16 protein-coding genes are annotated in these 20,712 nt (G+C 73.2%); 12 read left to right on the plus strand and 4 right to left on the minus strand.

Annotated features, from left to right (window positions below):
* The first annotated feature begins 21 nt into the window (after positions 1 to 21).
* Together miaB and ACZ51I_RS30115 are read left to right on the plus strand one after the other, a co-directional pair.
* A complete protein-coding gene (gene miaB, locus ACZ51I_RS30110; protein WP_468882118.1) occupies positions 22 to 1,545 on the plus strand; it encodes a tRNA (N6-isopentenyl adenosine(37)-C2)-methylthiotransferase MiaB in 1,524 nt (507 codons plus the stop codon).
* 276 nt (positions 1,546 to 1,821) lie between these two features.
* On the plus strand, positions 1,822 to 2,532 hold the full coding sequence (locus tag ACZ51I_RS30115) for a class III extradiol dioxygenase subunit B-like domain-containing protein (protein ID WP_468882121.1): 711 nt from the start codon (positions 1,822 to 1,824) through the stop codon (positions 2,530 to 2,532).
* A gap of 92 nt (positions 2,533 to 2,624) precedes the next feature.
* Here ACZ51I_RS30115 and ACZ51I_RS30120 read toward each other — a convergent pair whose 3' ends face one another.
* Positions 2,625 to 2,882: an antitoxin gene (locus ACZ51I_RS30120; RefSeq protein ID WP_468882123.1), complete on the minus strand. Its 258-nt coding sequence runs from the start codon at positions 2,880 to 2,882 to the stop codon at positions 2,625 to 2,627.
* An 83-nt stretch (positions 2,883 to 2,965) separates the two neighbouring features.
* Positions 2,966 to 3,256 carry a hypothetical protein gene (locus tag ACZ51I_RS30125; protein WP_468882126.1) on the minus strand — a complete coding sequence of 97 codons (291 nt, stop codon included), beginning with the start codon at positions 3,254 to 3,256 and terminating at the stop codon, positions 2,966 to 2,968.
* A gap of 154 nt (positions 3,257 to 3,410) precedes the next feature.
* On the opposite strand from ACZ51I_RS30125, the gene miaA reads away from it, so the two are divergent.
* From miaA to hflX, 6 genes are all read left to right on the plus strand, one after another.
* Entirely contained in the window at positions 3,411 to 4,349 is a 939-nt protein-coding gene (gene miaA, locus ACZ51I_RS30130) for a tRNA (adenosine(37)-N6)-dimethylallyltransferase MiaA (protein ID WP_468882129.1), read from the plus strand.
* Between the two features lie 108 nt (positions 4,350 to 4,457).
* Positions 4,458 to 4,970: a hypothetical protein gene (locus ACZ51I_RS30135; protein WP_468882233.1), complete on the plus strand. Its 513-nt coding sequence runs from the start codon at positions 4,458 to 4,460 to the stop codon at positions 4,968 to 4,970.
* 226 nt (positions 4,971 to 5,196) lie between these two features.
* On the plus strand, positions 5,197 to 6,114 hold the full coding sequence (gene dapF, locus ACZ51I_RS30140) for a diaminopimelate epimerase (RefSeq protein ID WP_468882131.1): 918 nt from the start codon (positions 5,197 to 5,199) through the stop codon (positions 6,112 to 6,114).
* 140 nt (positions 6,115 to 6,254) lie between these two features.
* Positions 6,255 to 8,408 carry a RelA/SpoT family protein gene (locus ACZ51I_RS30145; protein WP_468882133.1) on the plus strand — a complete coding sequence of 718 codons (2,154 nt, stop codon included), beginning with the start codon at positions 6,255 to 6,257 and terminating at the stop codon, positions 8,406 to 8,408.
* A 94-nt stretch (positions 8,409 to 8,502) separates the two neighbouring features.
* A complete protein-coding gene (locus ACZ51I_RS30150) occupies positions 8,503 to 9,993 on the plus strand; it encodes a M1 family metallopeptidase (protein ID WP_468882135.1) in 1,491 nt (496 codons plus the stop codon).
* 217 nt (positions 9,994 to 10,210) lie between these two features.
* Positions 10,211 to 11,704, plus strand: a complete 1,494-nt coding sequence (gene hflX, locus ACZ51I_RS30155) for a GTPase HflX (protein ID WP_468882137.1) — start codon at positions 10,211 to 10,213, stop codon at positions 11,702 to 11,704.
* 72 nt (positions 11,705 to 11,776) lie between these two features.
* Here hflX and ACZ51I_RS30160 read toward each other — a convergent pair whose 3' ends face one another.
* Both ACZ51I_RS30160 and ACZ51I_RS30165 read right to left on the minus strand, forming a co-directional pair.
* Positions 11,777 to 12,952, minus strand: coding sequence for a trypsin-like serine peptidase (locus ACZ51I_RS30160; protein ID WP_468882138.1), 1,176 nt, complete (start codon positions 12,950 to 12,952; stop codon positions 11,777 to 11,779).
* A gap of 136 nt (positions 12,953 to 13,088) precedes the next feature.
* Positions 13,089 to 14,261 (minus strand): trypsin-like serine peptidase, encoded by a 1,173-nt coding sequence (locus tag ACZ51I_RS30165; protein ID WP_468882140.1) that lies wholly within the window; start codon positions 14,259 to 14,261, stop codon positions 13,089 to 13,091.
* A gap of 320 nt (positions 14,262 to 14,581) precedes the next feature.
* Here ACZ51I_RS30165 and ACZ51I_RS30170 point away from each other — a divergent pair, with 320 nt between their 5' ends.
* From ACZ51I_RS30170 to ACZ51I_RS30185, 4 genes are all read left to right on the plus strand, one after another.
* A complete protein-coding gene (locus ACZ51I_RS30170) occupies positions 14,582 to 16,069 on the plus strand; it encodes a diaminobutyrate--2-oxoglutarate transaminase family protein (protein ID WP_468882143.1) in 1,488 nt (495 codons plus the stop codon).
* Complete coding sequence (locus ACZ51I_RS30175; protein WP_468882145.1) at positions 16,066 to 18,057, plus strand: IucA/IucC family protein; 1,992 nt, start codon at positions 16,066 to 16,068, stop codon at positions 18,055 to 18,057. Before ACZ51I_RS30170 ends, ACZ51I_RS30175 begins: the two co-directional genes overlap by 4 nt.
* A 57-nt stretch (positions 18,058 to 18,114) precedes the next feature.
* Positions 18,115 to 18,771, plus strand: a complete 657-nt coding sequence (locus ACZ51I_RS30180) for a GNAT family N-acetyltransferase (RefSeq protein WP_468882147.1) — start codon at positions 18,115 to 18,117, stop codon at positions 18,769 to 18,771.
* 62 nt (positions 18,772 to 18,833) lie between these two features.
* Positions 18,834 to 20,675: an IucA/IucC family protein gene (locus tag ACZ51I_RS30185; protein ID WP_468882150.1), complete on the plus strand. Its 1,842-nt coding sequence runs from the start codon at positions 18,834 to 18,836 to the stop codon at positions 20,673 to 20,675.
* Positions 20,676 to 20,712: the final 37 nt, after the last annotated feature.

Raw genomic sequence — 20,712 nt, forward strand, 5'->3', positions numbered from 1 at the left:
GGACGGCCTACCCTTGGATCCATGACGAGCAGCAGCGACCGGAGCACCGCAGTGAGCGTTGACGGCACCAAGACCTACGAGATCCGCACCTACGGGTGCCAGATGAACGTCCACGACTCCGAGCGGCTCTCCGGTCTGCTGGAGGAGGCGGGCTACGTCCGGGCCCCCAAGGGCGCGGACGGCGACGCCGACGTCGTCGTCTTCAACACCTGCGCGGTCCGTGAGAACGCCGACAACAAGCTGTACGGCAACCTCGGCCGGCTCGCCCCGATGAAGACCACCCGCCCCGGCATGCAGATTGCCGTCGGCGGCTGTCTCGCCCAGAAGGACCGCGACACCATCGTCAAGAAGGCCCCCTGGGTCGACGTGGTCTTCGGCACGCACAACATCGGCAAGCTGCCGGTCCTCCTGGAGCGCGCCCGCGTCCAGGAGGAGGCGCAGATCGAGATCGCCGAGTCCCTGGAGGCCTTCCCCTCCACGCTGCCGACCCGCCGCGAGTCGGCGTACGCCGCCTGGGTCTCGATCTCCGTCGGCTGCAACAACACCTGCACCTTCTGCATCGTCCCCGCCCTGCGCGGCAAGGAGGAGGACCGCCGGCCCGGCGACATCCTCGCCGAGATCGAGGCGCTGGTCGCCGAGGGCGTCTCCGAGATCACCCTGCTCGGCCAGAACGTCAACGCGTACGGCTCCGACCTGGGCGACCGCGAGGCCTTCTCCAAGCTGCTGCGCGCCTGCGGGCAGATCGAGGGCCTGGAGCGCGTCCGCTTCACCTCGCCGCACCCCCGCGACTTCACCGACGACGTCATCGCGGCCATGGCCGAGACGCCGAACGTCATGCCGCAGCTGCACATGCCGCTCCAGTCCGGCTCGGACACGATCCTCAAGGCGATGCGCCGCTCCTACCGGCAGGAGCGTTTCCTCGGGATCCTGGAGAAGGTCCGCGCGGCCATTCCGCACGCGGCGATCTCCACCGACATCATCGTGGGCTTCCCCGGCGAGACCGAGGAGGACTTCGAGCAGACCCTGCACACCGTCCGCGAGGCCCGTTTCGCGAACGCCTTCACCTTCCAGTACTCCAAGCGCCCCGGCACCCCGGCGGCGACCATGGAGGGCCAGATCCCGAAGGAGGTCGTGCAGGCGCGCTACGAGCGCCTGGTCGCCCTCCAGGAGGAGATCTCCTGGGAGGAGAACAAGAAGCAGGTCGGCCGCACCCTGGAGGTCATGGTCGCGGAGGGCGAGGGCCGCAAGGACGGCGAGACCCACCGCCTCTCCGGCCGCGCCCCCGACAACCGGCTCGTCCACTTCACCAAGCCGGCCGAGGACGTCCGCCCCGGCGACGTGGTGACGGTCGAGATCACCTACGCCGCGCCGCACCACCTGCTCGCGGAGGGCGAGGTCTCCTCGGTCCGCCGCACGCGCGCGGGCGACGCCTGGGAGAAGCGCACGACCGCCCCGAAGCAGACGGGCGTCCTGCTGGGCCTCCCGAAGATGGGCGCCCCGGCCCCCCTCCCGGCACTCGACGCCCCGGCCTGCGGCAGCCACTGACCACAGGCCCGCACCGGCCCACGTCCGTTGTGCCTACCCGTTAGGCACAACGGACGGCGCCCTTGCCGGCGCCAGAGGCTTACGCGCCTGAACCCGCACCCCGTGCACGGAACCGGTCGTGCGGGTCAGGGCACGGAACGCGGAGGCGGCGCCGTCCCGCGTGCCCACCCGTCCCGCCACGGCGGGACGTACTCGCAACGACCAGGGCGCGGGCCCACACACCGGCGCCCCGAGCCGCCCCCGGAACCCACCGCCCCGCGCAGTAGGCTGCCGATCATGCTTGTCGCCGCCGCCGTCTGCCCCTCCCCGCCCCTCCTCGTGCCCGACGTCGCGACCGGAGCCGCCCCCGAACTGGACGCCGCCCGAGCCGCCTGCGCCGACGCCGTCGGGCTGCTCGCCGCCGCCCGCCCCGACCGGCTGTACGTCGTCGGGCCCGCCGACGAGGGCGCGCACGGGGTCTACCCGGCCGGCACGACGGGCTCCTTCGCCGGATTCGGCGTCGACCTCTCCGTACGGCTCGGCGAAGGCCCCGCCGGCGGCGCCCGCCCCCTGCCCCTCTCCCTCGCCGTCGCCGCCTGGCTCCTGACCCGCGCCGGCTGGGCCGACGCCCCCATCGAGGGCCTGGGCGTGGCCGTGACGGCGGCGGCGGACGACTGCGCCCGAACCGGCCGTGAGCTCGCCGCCTCCGCCGACCGGGTCGCGCTCCTCGTGATGGGCGACGGCAGCGCCTGCCGGACCGTGAAGGCCCCCGGCTACCTGGACGAGCGGGCCGCCGGCTTCGACGCGGAGGCCGCGCGGGCCCTCGGCGCGGCCGACGTGGCCGCGCTGCTCTCCATGGACGCCGGGCTCGCGGCCGAGCTGAAGGCGGCCGGCCGCGCGCCCTGGCAGGTCCTCGCGGGGGCGGCCGAGGGCGCCGGACTCGACGGCGCCCTGCTCTTCGAGGACGCCCCGTACGGCGTGGGGTACTTCGTCGCCGCCTGGTCCTGAGGGCAGGCGGGGACGAGAACGGCGGACGGTCGCGGAGCATCGAGTTCCGCGGCCGTCCGCCGTGCGGAGGGACTGTCGGGTGACGCCGGTCGTCAGACCGTCGGCGGAGGTGTCGCGCCACCGCTCCCGGGCGTGCCCTCGTCCTTGTGGCCGATCCGGTCGATGGCGTCCTTCGCCTTGTCCGTACCGGAGTGGATCTTGTCGCTGTACTTGCCCTTGGTCTTCTCGTCGACCATCCGCGCGGCCTTGTCCAGGCCATGGTCGATCTTCTCCCCGTGCTGTTGCGCGAGGTCGGCGACCTTGTCCTTGGCCGGGGCGAGCTTGGCCTTCAGCGAATCCAGGAGACCCATGGGGCACCTTCCCTCCGCGGACCTCGACGGTCCGTGTTGCCGTGTCGTGCGTTCCGTGTGCTGCCCCCAGGAGCCCGGGGGGCCTACCTGCGGGCGCCTTCACCCGCCTCGCTGTCGGCCGCGGCCTCGGCGGACTGCTGCTTCGGGATCTCCACGGCCTCGGCGACCGCTCCGGCGGCCGTCACCTCGTCCGTCGCGACGCCCTCCGCGCCCTCCGCGCGGCCGGCTCCGTCCTCCGCCTCAGCCGTCGGGGCCTCGGCCGCGTCCGCCCCGGCCTCGGTCCCGGCGTCCGCGACCTCGCCCTCCGCGGGAGCGGCGGACGCGGTCCCCTCCGTGGAGGCCTCGACCGCGTCCTGCTTCTTACGGCGAAACATTGCAAAAACGCCCATATTCACTCCATAGCGTACTCGGATGGAAGCGGCTCCGCGGTGATCGACGGTCGGAACCTCGCAACAGGCAACGAAGCCGGAGATGGCCCGTCACGTAGCTCGTTCGGGGACCGGGCGGGAGGTTTGCGAGACTGGGACGGTGAGAAGCGCAGCTCCCGCCCCGCGGGTCATCGCCGTCGTCGGCCCCACGGCAGCCGGAAAGTCCGATCTGGGTGTATTCCTGGCCCAGCAGCTCGGGGGCGAGGTCGTCAACGCCGACTCGATGCAGCTCTACCGGGGGATGGACATCGGCACCGCCAAGCTGACGCCCGAGGAGCGCGGCGGCATCCCGCACCACCTCCTCGACATCTGGGACGTGACCGAGGCCGCCAGCGTGGCCGAATACCAGCGCCTCGCCCGCGCCGAGATCGACCGGCTGCTCGCCGCCGGCCGCACCCCCGTCCTCGTCGGCGGTTCCGGACTGTACGTACGGGGGGCCGTCGACGCCCTGGAGTTCCCCGGCACCGACCCCGCCGTCCGGGCCCGCCTGGAGGCCGAGCTCGAGGAGCGCGGCTCCGGCGTCCTGCACGCCCGGCTCGCCGCGGCCGACCCCGAGGCGGCCCGCGCGATCCTCCCCAGCAACGGACGCCGCATCGTCCGCGCCCTGGAGGTGATCGAGATCACCGGCAAGCCCTTCACCGCCAACCTCCCGGGCCCCGACTCCGTCTACGACACCGTCCAGATCGGCGTCGACGTGGCCCGCCCGGAGCTCGACGAACGGATCGCCACGCGCGTGGACCGGATGTGGGAGGCCGGCCTCGTCGACGAGGTGCGCGCCCTGGAGGCGCGCGGGCTGCGCGAGGGGCGCACGGCCGCCCGCGCCCTGGGCTACCAGCAGGTCCTCGCGGCGCTCGCGGGGGAGTGCACCGAGGAGGAGGCGCGCGCGGAGACCGTGCGTGCCACGAAGCGCTTCGCCCGCCGTCAGGACTCGTGGTTCCGCCGCGACCCGCGCGTGCACTGGCTCAGCGGAGCCGCCGATCACCGCGGGGAACTCCCGCGGGAGGCGCTGTCGTTGGTCGAACGAGCGGTTACAGCCTGATCACGTGATGGCATCGGGACGCACTGCCCGTCATTTCGGCGGTCATGAGCGTGCCATCATCGAGCATCGATCGACCAAGTGGAGTCCGAGTGGGGAGGGCGCGTGGCGATGGAGGCCGGCCCTCGCGACAGAGAACAGCACGAGGCGGCCCTGGGTGACCCGACGGCGGATCCGTCGGGCGACACACCGGGCCGTTCGACGGACGACGCACCCGTCGGGGCCCCGGGGCTGACCCCGGACGGACCCGACGACGCCATGGGCACCGCCGTCGAGGTCGACGCCGACGAGGTCGAGGTCGAGCTGCGTCCCCAGCGCCGGCTGCGGATCTGGCAGCTCGCCCCGATCGTGGGCCTGGCCGCCGTGGGCTCGCTGATGTTCGCCTTCCCGCTCGCCTTCGGTTCGGGAGACGGCGGCGCCGTCGTCGCCATGCTCGGCCTCCTCATCAGCTCCTGCGCGGCCGGCTGGGGCATGATGGCCGCCCGCAAGGTCGGCTACACCTGGCCGGGACTCCCGGCGCGCGGCTCCGGCGAGCGCCCGGACTGGCGCGTCCTCGCGCTGTACGTGTCGACGATCGCGGCCCTGGTCGCCCTCGCCGTCTGGCGCGTCGCCCGCCTGCGCTGAGCTGTCGCTCGGGCCCGCGCCCGGCCCGGCACGACACGGGCCTTTCCCCCGCCTCGTACGAGACGGGCCCTCGCCCGTGCGGAGCCGCTCGCCTTGTACGAAGCGCGGCCCGGGCCCGTGCGGAACGGGGCCCGGGACGGAGGGGAGCCGGGCGCGGCCGGGCCGGGAGGGCCGTCCCGCGGGCAGGCCGGGCGGGGTGTCGGTCCCGCCCCGTACAGTTGATCGCGTGACCAGCACGCAGACCTCGCCGCTCCCCTTCCTCAAGGGCCACGGCACCGAGAACGACTTCGTGATCGTCCCCGACGCGGAGAACGCCGTCGACCTGCCGCCCGCCGTCGTGGCGCGGCTCTGCGACCGGCGGGCCGGCATCGGGGGCGACGGGCTGCTGCACGTCGTGCGCAGCGCCGCCCACCCCGAGGCGCGCCACCTGGCCGACGAGGCCGAGTGGTTCATGGACTACCGGAACGCCGACGGCTCGGTCGCCGAGATGTGCGGGAACGGGGTCCGGGTCTTCGCCCGTTACCTGGAGCACGCGGGGCACGTCACCGCGGGCGAGGTCGCGGTCGCCACCCGCGGCGGCGTCAAGCACGTCCACCTGGACAAGGACGGCTCCGTCACCGTCGCCATGGGCCGCGCGGTGCTCCCCGAGGCCGGGGTCACCGTCACCGTCGACGGCCGCAGCTGGCCCGCGCGCAACGTCAACATGGGCAATCCGCACGCGGTCGCCTTCGTCGAGGACCTCGCCCACGCGGGAACGCTGTACGACGAGCCGCCGTACGAGCCCGCCGCGGTCTACCCGGACGGGGTGAACATCGAGTTCGTCGCCGACCGCGGTCCCCGCCATGTCGCCATGCGCGTCCACGAGCGCGGCGCGTCCGAGACCCGCTCCTGCGGCACCGGCGCCTGCGCCGTCGCCGTCGCCACCGCCCGCCGCGACGGCGTCGACCCCGCCGAGAGCGGCACCCCCGTCACGTACACCGTCGACGTGCTCGGCGGGACCCTGGTCATCACCGAGCACCCCGACGGCCGCATCGACATGACCGGCCCCGCGGTCATCGTCGCCGAGGGCACTGTGGACCCCACGTGGCTCGCAGCGACGGGCAACGGGACGGCGTGCGACGGAATCGAAACTGTCAACGACTGATCTGTCCCTCGAACGGGTGATCCGGTTCACGCTGAGCGAGAGCGTGACTGCGCCACGTGGTGGGGTCGGTAGCATCAAGCACCGGCCCCCCGGGCACGCCTGGCCCGCCCACCGCCGGTCGACGTTGCCGGAGGTGCCCCATGAGCGCAGAGGCCACCAACCCCGTGAGTGCGGCCGAGCCCGCCGACACCGACGTGACCGTCCGCAGACGCGGACGCGCCCGGATCGACCTGCGCCGCCTCGGCCGTGCCGCCCTGCTCGGTGCCACCGCCGGACCGGCGCCACGCGACCGGCTGCCCGACGCCATCAGTCACGTCGCGGAGGCGCACCGCGCCCACCACCCGGAGGCCGATCCGACGGTGCTGGGCCGGGCCTACGCCCTCGCCGAGTCCTCGCACCGCGGCCAGTTCCGCAAGAGCGGCGAGCCGTACATCACCCACCCGCTCGCGGTCACCCTCATCCTCGCCGAACTCGGCGCGGAGACCACCACCCTGACCGCCTCCCTCCTCCACGACACCGTCGAGGACACGGAGGTGACACTCGATCAGGTGCGTCGGGAGTTCGGCGAGGAGGTCGCCTACCTCGTCGACGGCGTCACCAAGGTCGAGAAGATCGACTACGGCGCCGCCGCCGAGCCCGAGACCTTCCGCAAGATGCTCGTCGCCACCGGCAGCGACGTCCGGGTCATGTCGATCAAGCTCGCCGACCGCCTCCACAACATGCGCACCCTCGGCGTGATGCGCCCCGAGAAACAGGCCAGGATCGCCAGGGTCACCCGCGACGTCCTCATCCCCCTCGCCGAGCGGCTCGGCGTCCAGGCCCTCAAGACCGAGCTGGAGGACCTGGTCTTCGCCATCCTCCACCCCGAGGAGTACGAGACCACCCGCGCCCTCATCGCGGACAACCCCGGCGCCACCGACGAACTCGGCGCCTTCGCCGAGCAGGTCACCGCCGTCCTGCGCGAGGCCGGCGTCAGCGCCGAAGTCCTCGTCCGCCCCCGCCACTTCGTCTCCGTCCACCGGGTCCGCCTCAAGCGCGGCGAGCTGCGCGGCTGCGACTTCGGGCGGCTCCTCGTCCTCGTCGCCGAGGACGCCGACTGCTACGCGGTCCTCGGCGAACTCCACACCTGTTTCACCCCGCTGATCTCCGAGTTCAAGGACTTCATCGCGGCCCCCAAGTTCAACCTGTACCAGTCGCTGCACACCGCGATCGCGGCCCCCGGCGGCGCCGTCGCCGAGATCCTCATCCGCACCCACCGCATGCACAGGGTCGCCGAGGCAGGAGTCGTCGCCCTCGGCAACCCCCACGTCGGCCAGGAACCGGACAGCACCGCCCCGCAGACCGACGAGGGCGAGCGCGTCGACCCCACCCGCCCCGGCTGGCTCTCCCGCCTCCTCGACTGGCAGCAGTCCGCCCCCGACCCCGACACCTTCTGGACCTCGCTCCGCGCCGACCTCGCCGAGGACGACGAGATCACCGTCTTCCACGCCGACGGCAGCGCCCCCGGCACGATCAGCCTCCCCGCCGGCGCCAGCTGCGTCGACGCCGCCTACGCCCAGCACGGCGAAGCCGCCCACGGCTGCCTCGGCGCCCGCGTCAACGGCCGCCTCGCGCCGCTCAGCACCGTCCTCGGCGACGGCGACACCGTCCAGCTGCTGCTCGCCCCGGACACCGTGTCCGGCCCCTCCCCCGAGTGGCTGGACCACGCCCGTACCCCCGCCGCCCGCATCGCCATCACCGCCTGGCTCGCCGCCCATCCCGAGAGCACCGCGCCCCCTGCCGCCCCCACCGACCCGCGCCCCCAGCCCAGCGTCGCCGCCGACCGCGGCTCCGGCGCCGAACTCCACGCCGAGCTCGACGGCGAGCCGCCCGTGGCCGTCCGCCCGGCGGGCTGCTGCACCCCCGTACCGCCCGACGAGATCACCGGCTTCCGGGTCCGCGGCGGATCGGTCACCGTCCACCGCACCCGCTGCTCCGCCGCCGACGCCATGCGCGGCCTGGGCCGTGAACCCGTCACCGTCCGCTGGGGCGACACCGCCCAGGGCAGGGTCACCCTCGTCGCCGAGTCCTTCGGGCGGCCCGGACTGCTCGCCGACCTCACCGAGACCATCGCCACCTTCGGAGCCGCCGTCGTCTCGGCGAACGTCGAGCCGCCCAGCGAGCAGCGGGTCCGCCACACGTACACCCTCCACCTCCCCGACGTGGCCCGTCTCGCCGCCCTCATGCGGGCCATGCGCGACGTCCCCGGCGTGTACGACGTCAGCCGTGCCCGCCACTCGCGCGGCCTGAGCTGACGACCCCCTTCGGGTGGCCGGCGCGCGCGCCGCCCCCGTGAGCGGCGGCCGCCCTGGTAGCCGTAGGGCCATTCCTCCGGAAAGGCCCTGGCCCATGCCGCTCGTCCGAACCCACCTGCCCCGCGCGCGGTGGCTCCGCTCCGCCGTCCTGGTCGCCGCCTCGGCCGGACTCGTCGCCGCCGCGCTGCCCGCCCCGGCCCCGCTCGGCATCGGGGACCCCCTCTTCCCCCACCTCGGCAACCCCGGCTACGACGTCCTCGCGTACACGCTCGACGTCACCTACCCGGGGGTCAACACCAAGCCGCTCGCCGCCGTCACCCGCATCGACGCGCGAGCCACCGAGGACCTGGAGCGGCTCAACCTCGACTTCACCCACGGCACGGTCTCCGCCGTCACCGTCGACGGCCTGCCCGCCGAACACACCACCAGCGGCGAGGACCTGATCGTCACCCCCGTCGTCCCGATCGACGCGGGGGAGGAGGTCAGGATCACCGTCACCCACACCAGCGACCCCACCGGGCCCGCCGCCACCGGCGGCTGGGTCCGCACCGGCGACGGGCTCGCCATGGCCAACCAGGCCGACGCCGCCCACCGGGTCTTCCCCTCCAACGACCACCCGTCGGACAAGGCCCGGTTCACCTTCCGGATCACCGCCCCCAGCGACCTCACCGTCGTCGCCAACGGCCTCCCCGCCGGCCGCGTCGACCACGGCGCCACCTCCACCTGGACGTACCGCACCCGACACCCCATGGCCACGGAGCTCGCCCAGATCTCCATCGGCCGCTCCACCGTCGTCCACCGCGCGGGCCCCCACGGACTGCCCGTACGGGACGTGGTCGCCACCGCCGACCGGCAGCTCATGGAGCCCTGGCTGCGCCGCACCCCCGGCCACCTGGAGTGGATGGAGCGGCAGGTCGGCCCGTACCCCTTCGAGACGTACGGCGTGCTCATCGCCGACGCGGAAACCGGCTTCGAGCTGGAGACGCAGACCCTCTCCCTCTTCGAGCGCGGCCTCTTCACCGAGCCCGCCTACCCGGAGTGGTACGTCGATTCCGTCATGGTCCACGAGCTGGCCCACCAGTGGTTCGGCGACAGCGTCAGCCCCCGCGCCTGGTCCGACCTGTGGCTCAACGAAGGACACGCCAGCTGGTACGAGGCGCTGTACGCCGAGGAGACCGCCGGCAAGTCCCTGGAGCGCCGCATGAAGGCCGCGTACGCCGCCTCCGACGGCTGGCGGGCCGACGGCGGGCCCCCCGCCGCCCCGGAGCCCCCCTCGCCCGCCCACAAGATCAGCCTCTTCCGGCCCGTCGTCTACGACGGCAGCGCCCTGATCCTCTACGCGCTCCGCCAGGAGATCGGTACCGAGGCCTTCCGGACCCTGGAGCGCCGCTGGGTCGCCGAGCACCGGGACGGGACCGCCACCACCGCCGACTTCGTCGCGCTCGCCGGCGAGGTCGCGGGCCGGGACCTCACCGCCTTCCTCCACGGCTGGCTGTACGAGGCGAAGACCCCCGCGATGCCCGGACACCCGGACTGGCGCAGCCGCCCCGCCGAGGCCGCGAGGACCGCGCCGAAACCAAGGTGACGGGCCCCGGGAGGACGGCCCCGGAACCGGGGTGGCGCGCCCTTCGGGCACCGCCCCGAAACCCGGATGACGGGCCCGGCGCGGCCGTGTCACCATCTTCAGGTCGGCGACGCGGCCGCAGCCCTCCGGTCTGCGCGGCCGGGCCCGGGAATCTTTCGGCGCCCGCGGACGTTGTGACCGGCACAGACACACATCTCCTCATCGACGTAAGGACCCAATGACCTCCTCTTCTTCCCCTTCCCAGGACGAGCAGAGCTTCGCGGAGACGAGCCGTACCGAGAGCCTTCGGGCCGATGCCCTGATGGAAGAGGACGTCGCCTGGAGCCACGAGATCGACGGAGAGCGGGACGGCGACCAGTTCGACCGCTCCGAGCGTGCGGCCCTGCGTCGTGTCGCGGGCCTCTCCACCGAACTCGAGGACGTCACCGAGGTCGAGTACCGCCAGCTGCGCCTGGAGCGCGTCGTGCTGGTCGGTGTCTGGACCTCCGGGACGGTGCAGGACGCCGAGAACTCCCTCGCGGAGCTCGCGGCCCTCGCCGAGACGGCGGGCGCCCTCGTGCTCGACGGCGTGATCCAGCGCCGCGACAAGCCGGACCCGGCCACCTTCATCGGCTCGGGCAAGGCGCGCGAGCTGCGCGACATCGTGCTCGAGACCGGCGCCGACACCGTCGTCTGCGACGGCGAGCTCAGCCCCGGCCAGCTCATCGCCCTCGAAGACGTCGTCAAGGTGAAGGTGGTCGACCGGACCGCCCTCATCCTCGACATCTTCGCCCAGCACGCCAAGTCCCGAGAGGGCAAGGCGCAGGTCGCGCTCGCGCAGATGCAGTACATGCTGCCGCGCCTGCGTGGCTGGGGTCAGTCGCTCTCCCGTCAGATGGGCGGCGGCGGCGGTGGCGGCATGGCCACCCGCGGCCCCGGTGAGACCAAGATCGAGACCGACCGGCGCCGCATCCGCGAGAAGATGGCGAAGATGCGCCGGGAGATCGCGGAGATGAAGACCGGCCGCGACATCAAGCGGCAGGAGCGCCGCCGGAACAAGGTGCCGTCCGTCGCCATCGCCGGATACACCAACGCCGGCAAGTCCTCCCTGCTCAACCGGCTCACCGGCGCGGGCGTCCTCGTGGAGAACGCGCTGTTCGCCACCCTCGACCCGACGGTCCGCCGGGCCGAGACGCCCACCGGCCGGATCTACACCCTGGCCGACACCGTCGGCTTCGTCCGGCACCTGCCGCACCACCTGGTCGAGGCCTTCCGCTCCACCATGGAGGAGGTCGCCGAGTCCGACCTCATCCTGCACGTGGTGGACGGCTCGCACCCGGCCCCGGAGGAGCAGCTGGCCGCCGTGCGCGAGGTCTTCCGCGACGTCGGCGCGGTGAACGTGCCGGAGATCGTCGTCGTCAACAAGGCGGACGCGGCGGACCCGCTGGTCCTCCAGCGCCTGCTGCGGATGGAGAAGCACTCCATCGTGGTCTCGGCCCGCTCGGGCCAGGGCATCGACGAGCTGCTCGCGCTCATCGACAGCGAGCTGCCGCGCCCGGAGGTCGAGCTGGAGGTCCTCGTGCCGTACACGCAGGGCGGCCTCGTCTCGCGGGTGCACGCCGAGGGCGAGGTGGAGTCCGAGGAGCACACCCCGGAGGGCACCCTGCTCAAGGCCCGGGTGCACGAGGAACTGGCGGCGATGCTCGCGCCGTACGTCCCCGCCGCGCACTGACGAACGGCGAAGGCGCCGGCTCCCCCCTTCCGGGGAGCCGGCGCCTTCCGCTGTTCCGCTGCTCTCAGCGGATCAGCGGGCGAACTTCTTGCTGACCGCCTCGTGGACGGCCTTGCCGCCACGCCCCAGCTGCGGTCCGGCGAGCCAGCCGCTGCTGCCGGCCGGGCCGATCGACGTGTTCGACACGAGGACCGTCTTGCCGTTCGGAAGCACGCGGAACCAGCCACCGCCCGAAGAACCGGCGGTCATCGTGCAGCCGATCCGGTACATCGTCGGCGTGGCCGGAGCCGTGGTGAGGCGCGAAGGCCGGGTGAGGCACTTGTGCATGATCACGCCGTTGTACGGCGGCGCCCCCGGGTAGCCCCAGGCGCCCACCGTCCCGGACTGGGCGGCCGTCGGCGCGGAGAAGTCGACCGGCAGGGCGACGCCGACGGTCTCCTCCAGGGACTTGCCGCCGCGCTCCGGCTGCACGTGCAGCACGGCGTAGTCGTACGGCCAGGCCTGGTTGGTGCCGCCCGCGTTGATCCACTCGCCCGAGGTCACGGCCCAGTCGGCCCAGAACTGGCCGTACGGGTAGACCTCGTGCGGCTGCGCGTTCCGCAGCGCGGCGGGGGACTTGCCCAGGTCGTTGAAGGCCGGGACGAAGGCGATGTTGCGGTACCAGCCGCCCTTCTTGCCCGCGTGGACGCAGTGGCCGGCCGTCCAGACCAGGTTCGACTTCCCGGGGCGGCGCGGGTCCTTCACGATGGTGCCGGAGCAGGCCATGTGACCCTCGGGCGCGTCGAAGAAGATCTTGCCGACCGGGGCCGCGTTGCGGTGGTACGGGGTCTTCTCGCGCTGCGCCCTGACGGGCCGGGGCGTCGGGTCGGTGCCGCCGGAGCCGGCCTGCGCGGTGATCGTCTGGTCCGGGCTCTTCGCCGACTGCATGCGCGCCGGGTCCCAGAGACCCTCGATGACCGGATTGACGAAGTCCCCGGCCTCACGGAGCCAGGTGTCCCGGTCCCAGTTCTTCCACTCGCCGTCCTTCCACTCGTCCAGGTCGACGCCGTGCTTCTTGAGCTTGTCGGCGAGGTCCTTGGTGAGGTCGGCGCCGGCGTCACCGCCGCCGTCGGTGGCGGGTGCGGAGCTGCTCGCCCCGGCGGCCGGCTTGGTGTCGGCCGGGGTCTCGGTGGGGCCGCAGGCCGTGGCGGTCAGCGCGAGCGCGGTGGCCAGGCCGAGGGCGGCGGGTAGGAGTCGTACGGAACGCATGAAGGTAGTCCCCGTTGGTCTTGCCGATGGAATCGCCATGGAATTGCCATGGACGTGTCATGAGCGGTGCACAGTATGCCCGTCGTGCGGGACGTGGGTGGAGGCGGGACCCGACGGTCCCGCCTCCGTGCCGTGCCTACTGGCCGGCGTACTTCTGGCTGACCTCGTCGAAGATGGCCTTCGCCTCCGCACCGAGGCGCGGACCCGCGAGCCAACCGGCCGACGACGGGCCGATCGAGGTGTTCGAGACCAGCGCGGGCTTGCCGTCACTGCCCTGGGCGACCCAGCCGCCACCGGACGAACCGCCGGTCATCGTGCAGCCGATCCGGTACATCGTCGGCTGCTCCGCCTTCAGGGACAGCCGACCCGGCTTGTCCTGGCACTGGAACATCTTCTGGCCGTCGAACGGCGGCGCCGCCGGGTAGCCGGTCGCCGTCAGGCTCGCGATCTTCGGCACGGCCGGGGCGTTGAACTCCACCGGGAGCGCCGAACCGACCGTCTCCTCCAGCGACTTGCCCGAAGAACCCTTCTCAGGCGTCACCTTGAGGACCGCGAAGTCGTACGGCGCGCCGGCGCCGCCGGTGGACGCGCCCTCGGAGATCCACTGGTCGGAGGTCTTCACCCAGTCCGCCCACCACACGCCGTACGGCGCGATCTGCGCCCGCGTCGCCTTCTCCAGGTCCGAGGTCGGCAGCGCCGCGTCGTTGTACGAGGGCACGAAGGCGATGTTCCGGTACCAGCCGCCCTTCTTGCCCTTGTGCACGCAGTGCCCGGCCGTCCAGACCAGGTTGGACTTGCCCGGGTGCGCCGGGTCCTTCACGACCGTGGCCGAGCAGACCATCGAGCCCTCGGGACCGTCGAAGAAGACCTTGCCGGACTCCGGGGCGTTGTCGTGGTACTTCGCCGCCACGGCCTTGGCGCGCACCGGGGCCGGAGTCGGGTCGGTGACGCCCTCGTCGCCCGAGATGTCCTCCTCCTCGACCGGCTTGTCGGGACGCTCCGCCTCGCGCATCCGGTCCGGGTCCCAGAGGTCCTCGATGATCGGGTTGACGAAGTCCTTGGCCTCACGCAGCCACTTGTCGCGGTCCCAGTTCTTCCACTCGCCGTCACGCCACTTGTCGACGTCGATTCCGTGTGCCTTCAGGCGGTCCTTCAGGTCCGCCGGAATCTTGAGCTTGTCCGGGTCCAGGCTGGCGGGCGCGACGGGCTTGTCACCCGCGTTCTCCTCGCTCGGACCGCAGGCCGTGACGGTGAGCGTCAGCGCCGCGACGGCGGAAGCCGCCATCAGCAGCGGACGTATCGATCGCATCTCGTGATCCCCCTGGGACTACATCAACGTGTGCTGGGACGAACAGCGGCCGGGCCCTCGCGGGCACGACCGACGGCCTCCACTATGCCGGTGCCGGAGGGGACGGTACGCGCCCCGCCCGCGGTTGCGGACCCCGTTCAGTCGTTGCCGTGCCGTGATCCGGGACACGCCAAGTTCGTCCCTTCCGGCCCGTGATCCCCGGCAGTTCCCGTCGTTGGTACCTGCGGGGGACACAACGGTGGCGTGCGGGGCGGCTCTTGCGCCGGCTCCACGACGCCCCGATGTGCAACGCAACTGTTACCGCGGGAGGACACCGAGCCGTGGCCGTGACCGAATCAGCTCCGGCCGTCCCACCGGTCGGGCGCACGCAGCCCCGGCCGACGGACCAAGGGGGCGGGTACGAGGGCATCCTGCGCCGCCAGGCGCAGCGCGAGTCCGCCGCCCGCACCTACGCCCGCTCCCTGCCGATCGTTCCCGTGCGGGCCCGGGGACTGACCATCGAGGGTGCCGACGGCCGCCGTTACCTGGACTGCCTGTCCGGGGCCGGGACCCTCGCCCTCGGCCACAACCACCCCGTGGTCCTGGAAGCCATCCGGAAGGTCCTCGACTCGGGCGCGCCCCTCCACGTCCTCGACCTCGCCACTCCCGTCAAGGACGCCTTCACCTCAGAACTGTTCGCCACCCTCCCCGGTGACCTCGCCGACGACGCCCGCATCCAGTTCTGCGGACCGGCCGGCACGGACGCCGTCGAGGCGGCCCTCAAGCTGGTCCGGACGGCCACCGGCCGGAGCGGGCTCCTCTCCTTCACCGGCGCCTACCACGGCATGACGGCCGGAGCCCTGGACGCCTCCGGAGGAGCGACCGACGTCCGCGTGACCCGGCTGCCCTACCCACAGCACTACCGCTGCCCCTTCGGCGTCGGCGGCGAGCGCGGCGCCGAACTCGCCGCCCGCTGGACCGAGACCCTCCTCGACGACCCCAAGAGCGGCGTCACCACCCCCGCCGGGATGATCGTCGAGGCCGTCCAGGGCGAGGGCGGAGTCATCCCCGCCCCCGACGACTGGATGCGCCGGATGCGCAGGATCACCGCCGACCGTTCCATCCCCCTGATCGTCGACGAGGTCCAGACCGGCGTCGGCCGCACCGGCACCTTCTGGGCCGTCGAGCACAGCGGCGTCGTGCCCGACGTGATGGTCCTCTCCAAGGCCATCGGCGGCTCCCTCCCCCTCGCCGTCATCGTCTACAGGTCGGAACTGGACGCCTGGGAGCCCGGCGCCCACGCCGGCACCTTCCGCGGCAACCAGCTCGCCATGGCCGCCGGCACGGCCACCCTCGCGTACGTCCGCGAGAACAAGCTCGCCGAACGGGCCGGCAGCCTCGGCGCCCGTATCCTCGGCCGGCTCCAGGGACTCGCCGCCGCACACCCCTGCGTCGGCGACGTCCGCGGCCGGGGCCTGATGATCGGCGTCGAACTCGTCGATCCCGAAGCGGCCGGACCGGACGACCCCCTCCCGCCCCCCGCCCCCGCCCTGGCCCTCGCCGTCCAGCAGCAGTGCCTCGCCCGCGGACTCATCGTCGAACTCGGCGGCCGCCACTCCGCGGTGGTCCGGCTCCTGCCTCCTCTCACCCTCACCGACGAGCAGGCCACCGCCGTCCTGGACCGCTTCGCCGACGCCCTGGCCGCGGCCGAACGGGCCCACACCCCCCACCCGCCCGTCTCCCGCCGGGCCACGGCCCCCTGGAACGCCTCCGGCCCGTCCCCCCGGCCCCGGACCGCCCCGGCCCCCACCCCCAAGGAAGCCCCGTGAACGCCACCCCCACCCCCACCGCCACTTCCCCCGCCCCCACAGCCCCCTCCCCGGCTGCCGCCCCCTCCCCGGCTGCCGCCCCTGAACCACAGGGCCTCCGCCCCGCGACGCTCCCGGCCGCGGGGCCCGGCCTCCCGGCCGTCGGGCCCGGCTCGGTTCCTTTCGGAGCCGTGGGGCTCGGCCCTGACCCGCTGGGGGGCGAGGAGACCTCGGTGCCGCGGCAGCACGCCGGATCATTCGAGCCCCGGCCCCCAGGGCCGGCCGGCGCCCCCGACCCCCTGGACGACCCCGACCCGCAGCGCGCCGCCGACGCCGCCACCGTCGAGAGCCTCCTCCGCTGCTGGGTCCGGGAGAAGAACCTGCCCGCCCCCGCATCCACCACCCTGCGCATCCCCCTCGACGCCAGCGGCACCGCCTTCCTCGTCCCCGTCCACTACTGGTCGCCCACCGGCTGGCACCGCTTCGGCGCCCCCACCCTCGAAGGACTCCCGGCCTCGGCCCCGACCGCCGACGCCGTCACGGTCGCCGTCCTGCTCAGCCGGGAGGCCGGCCGTTCCGAGGGCACCGAACTCGTCGGCCGCGTCGCCGACTCCGCCCGCCGCACCGCCGACTTCCTCGCCGCGCGCCGCCGCCGGCCCGAGCCGCACCCGGACGCCGACCTCTTCCTGGCCGCCGAACAGTCCCTGCTGCTCGGCCACCCGCTCCACCCCACCCCCAAGAGCCGCGAAGGACTCTCCGAGGCCGAGGGCCGGCTCTACTCACCCGAACTCCACGGCTCGTTCCCCCTCCACTGGATCGCCGTCGACCGCACCCTCCTGGCCACCGACTCCGCCTGGACCGAACAGGGCCGGCCCGTCACCGCCGAACAACTCGCCTCCGGTCTCGCCGAAGGACTCGCGCACCCGGCCGGCACCACACCCCTGCCCCTGCACCCCTGGCAGGCCCGCGAACTCGTGCACCGCCCGGACGTCCAGGCCCTCCTCGACGCGGGCCTCCTCCACGACCTCGGCCTCCACGGAAGCCCCTGGCACCCCACCTCCTCCATCCGCACCGTGCACCGACCCGGCGCCCGGGCCATGCTCAAGCTCTCCCTCGGCCTGCGCATCACCAACTCCCGCCGCGAGAACCTCCGCAAGGAACTCCACCGCGGCGTCGAGGTCCACCGGCTGCTCCGCACCGGGCTGGTCGACGAGTGGCAGGCCGCCCACCCGGGCTTCGACATCGTCCGCGACCCCGCCTGGCTCGCCGTCGACACCCCGGACGGCGCCCCCGTCCCCGGCCTCGACGTCATGATCCGCCACAACCCCTTCGGCCCGAGCGACGACGCCGTCTGCATCGCCTCCCTCACCGCCCTCCGCCCCTGGCCCGGAGCCACCCCCATGCGCTCCCGGCTCGCCGACGTCATCGGCCGGCTCTCCTCCCGCACCGGCCGGCCCACGACCGCCGTCGCCACCGAGTGGTTCCTCCGCTACCTCGACCAGGTCGTCCGGCCCGTCCTCTGGCTCGACGGCCACGCCGGCATCGCCCTGGAAGCCCACCAGCAGAACACCCTGGTGCTCCTGGACCGGGACGGCTGGCCGATCGGCGGCCGCTACCGCGACAACCAGGGCTACTACTTCCGCGAGTCCCACCGGGGCGAGCTGGAGAGCCGCCTGCCCGGCATCGGCGCCGACAGCGACACCTTCGTCTCCGACCAGGTCACCGACGAGCGTTTCGCCTACTACCTCGGCATCAACAACGTCCTCGGTCTGATCGGCGCCTTCGGCGCCCAGCACCTCGCCGACGAACGCGTCCTGCTCGCCGCCTTCCGCAGCTTCCTCACCTCCGCCACCAGCCTCGGCTCACCCCTTCCGCACCGGCTCCTGGAAGCCGCGACCCTGCGCAGCAAGGCCAACCTCCTCACCCGGCTGCACGGCCTGGACGAACTCGTCGGGCCCGTCGACACCCAGTCCGTCTACGTCACCGTCACCAACCCCCTCCGTAACTGAACCCGTCGACCACGTCCCGAGCGCGTCCCACCGCACCGCCGAGAGGAGAGCGACACCGTGTCACCCACCCGCCCACCGGCCGACCCGACCGGGGACGACACCCTGGACCTGAGGGTCGACGACCTCGTCGCCCTCCTCGACGGCGACCTGCTCGACTCCGTCGCCGCCTGGGAGCCCGCCGACACCCCCGTGGGCTCCTTCCGGCTCGTACCCGTGCGACCCGAACGGGACCTGCCGCTGCTCACCCGATGGATGAACGACCCCGCCGTCGCCGCCTTCTGGGAACTCGCCGGACCCGACACCGTCACCGCCGAGCACGTCCGCGCCCAGCTCGAGGGCGACGGCCGGAGCGTCCCCTGTCTCGGCGTCCTCGACGGCACACCCATGAGCTACTTCGAGATCTACCGCGCCGACCTCGACCCGCTCGCCCGCCACTACCCGGCGCTTCCCCACGACACGGGTGTCCACCTGCTCATCGGAGGCGTCACCGACCGTGGCCGCGGCGTCGGCACCACACTGCTCCGGGCCGTCGCCGATCTCGTCCTCGACCACCGTCCCCGCTGCACCCGCGTCGTCGCCGAACCCGACATCCGCAACACCCCCTCCGTCTCCGCGTTCCTCAGCGGCGGCTTCCGCTACGCGGCGGAAGTCGACCTCCCCGACAAAAGAGCCGCGCTCATGATCCGTGACCGGGCCCTCCGTCACGTTCTGTGAAAACCCTCTCCGCCTTACCCACACCGCTCGACCCACAGCGGTTCCCACCCCGAGGAGTCCTCGTGTCGACGTCCCCCGCACCACACGACTCCGCACCACCCGCCTCCCCGGCTCCCGCCCCTGTCACCGGCCCGGCGCCCGAGCTGCTCGCGCCTCCCGAGCTGAACGCCGCAGCCTGGACCCGGGCGTCCTCCCGGCTCCTCGCCAAGGCCCTCTCCGAGTTCGCCTACGAGGAGATCATCGAACCCGTCCCCCTGGACGACGAAGGCGAGCCCGACCGGCACGCCCTCCGGCTCGACGACGGCACCACCCTCACCTTCCGCGCCCGCCGCGGCGCCTACGGCAGCTGGCACGTCACCGCCGACTCGGTCACCCACGAGGGCCGGCCCCTCAACGACCCCTTCGACTTCCTGGTCCGCGCCCGCCGCCTCCTCCGGCTCGACGGCGCCACCCTCGGCCATCTGATCCGCGAGCTGTCCGCCACCCTGGCCGCCGACGCCCGCCTCGACCACACGGCCCTCACCGCCGACCGGCTCGCCGAGCTCTCCTACGCCGAACTCGAAGGCCACCAGACCGGCCACCCCTGGCTCGTCCTCAACAAGGGCCGCGTCGGTTTCTCCGCCACCGACGCCGCCCGCTGGGCCCCCGAGGCCCGTCGCGCCACCCGACTGCCGTGGATCGCCGTCAGCAACCGCCTCGCCGCCTACCGGGGCGTGCCCGGCCTCGACACCCCCGACCGGCTCTACGCCCGAGAACTCGACCCCGACGTCCACGCCGCCTTCCGCGCCGCGCTGACCGCCCGCGGCCACGAACCCGACGGCTACCTGCTGCTCCCGGTCCACCCGTGGCAGTGGGACGAGATCCTGCTGCCGCTCTACGCCCCGGCCATCGCCGCGGGAAGCATCGTCCCGCTCCCCACCGACGGCGACCTCCGCCTGCCGCAGCAGTCCGTCCGTACCTTCCTCAACACCAGCCGGCCCGACCGGCACACGGTCAAGCTGCCGCTGTCGGTGCTCAACACCCTCGTCTGGCGCGGACTGCCCACCGAACGCACCCTCGCCGCGCCCGCCGTGACCGCCTGGGTCCACGGCCTGCGCGAAGCCGATCCGTTCCTGCGGGACGAGTGCGGAGTGATCCTCCTCGGGGAGGTCGCGTCCGTGACGGTCGAGCACCCCCTCTACGACCGGTTGCCCGAAGTCCCGTACCAGTACAAGGAACTGCTCGGCGCGATCTGGCGCGAGCCGCTGCGGCTCCCGCCGGGCGAGCGAGCCCGCACCCTCGCCTCCCTCCTCCACACCGATCCGGAGGGGCGGGCGTTCGTCGCCGAACTCGTCGAGCGCTCCGGCCTCGCCCCCGCCGTCTGGCTCCAGCGTCTCTTCGCCGCCCTGCTGCCCCCGCTGCTGCACTTCCTCTACCGCTACGGCACGGTCTTCTCCCCGCACGGAGAGAACGCCATCGTCGTCCACGACGGCGACGACGTCCCCGTCCGTCTGGCGATCAAGGATTTCGTCGACGACGTGAACATCAGCGCGCAGCCGCTGCCCGAGCACGACACGCTCCCCGACGACGTCCGCTCCGTCCTCCTCACCGAGCGACCCGACTTCCTGATCCAGTTCATCCATTCGGGGCTCTTCGTCGGCGTCTTCCGCTACCTGGCGCCGCTCTGCGAGGAACAACTCGGCGTCTCCGAGGAGGATTTCTGGAGCCTGGTCCGAGCGGAGATCCTGCGCTACCAGGCGCGCTTCCCCGAGCTGAAGGAACGGTTCGAGCTCTTCGACCTCCTGGCGCCCCGAATCGAGAGGCTCTGTCTCAACCGCAACCGTCTGCACCTGGACGGCTACCGGGACCGGCCCGAGCGTCCGCACGCGGCCGTCCACGGCACCGTCCCCAACCCGCTCGCGTGAGGTGCTCGCGTGACCTGGCTGTCACTGCCGCCCCGTA

This window comes from Streptomyces sp. NPDC034084 (genome assembly GCF_055575535.1).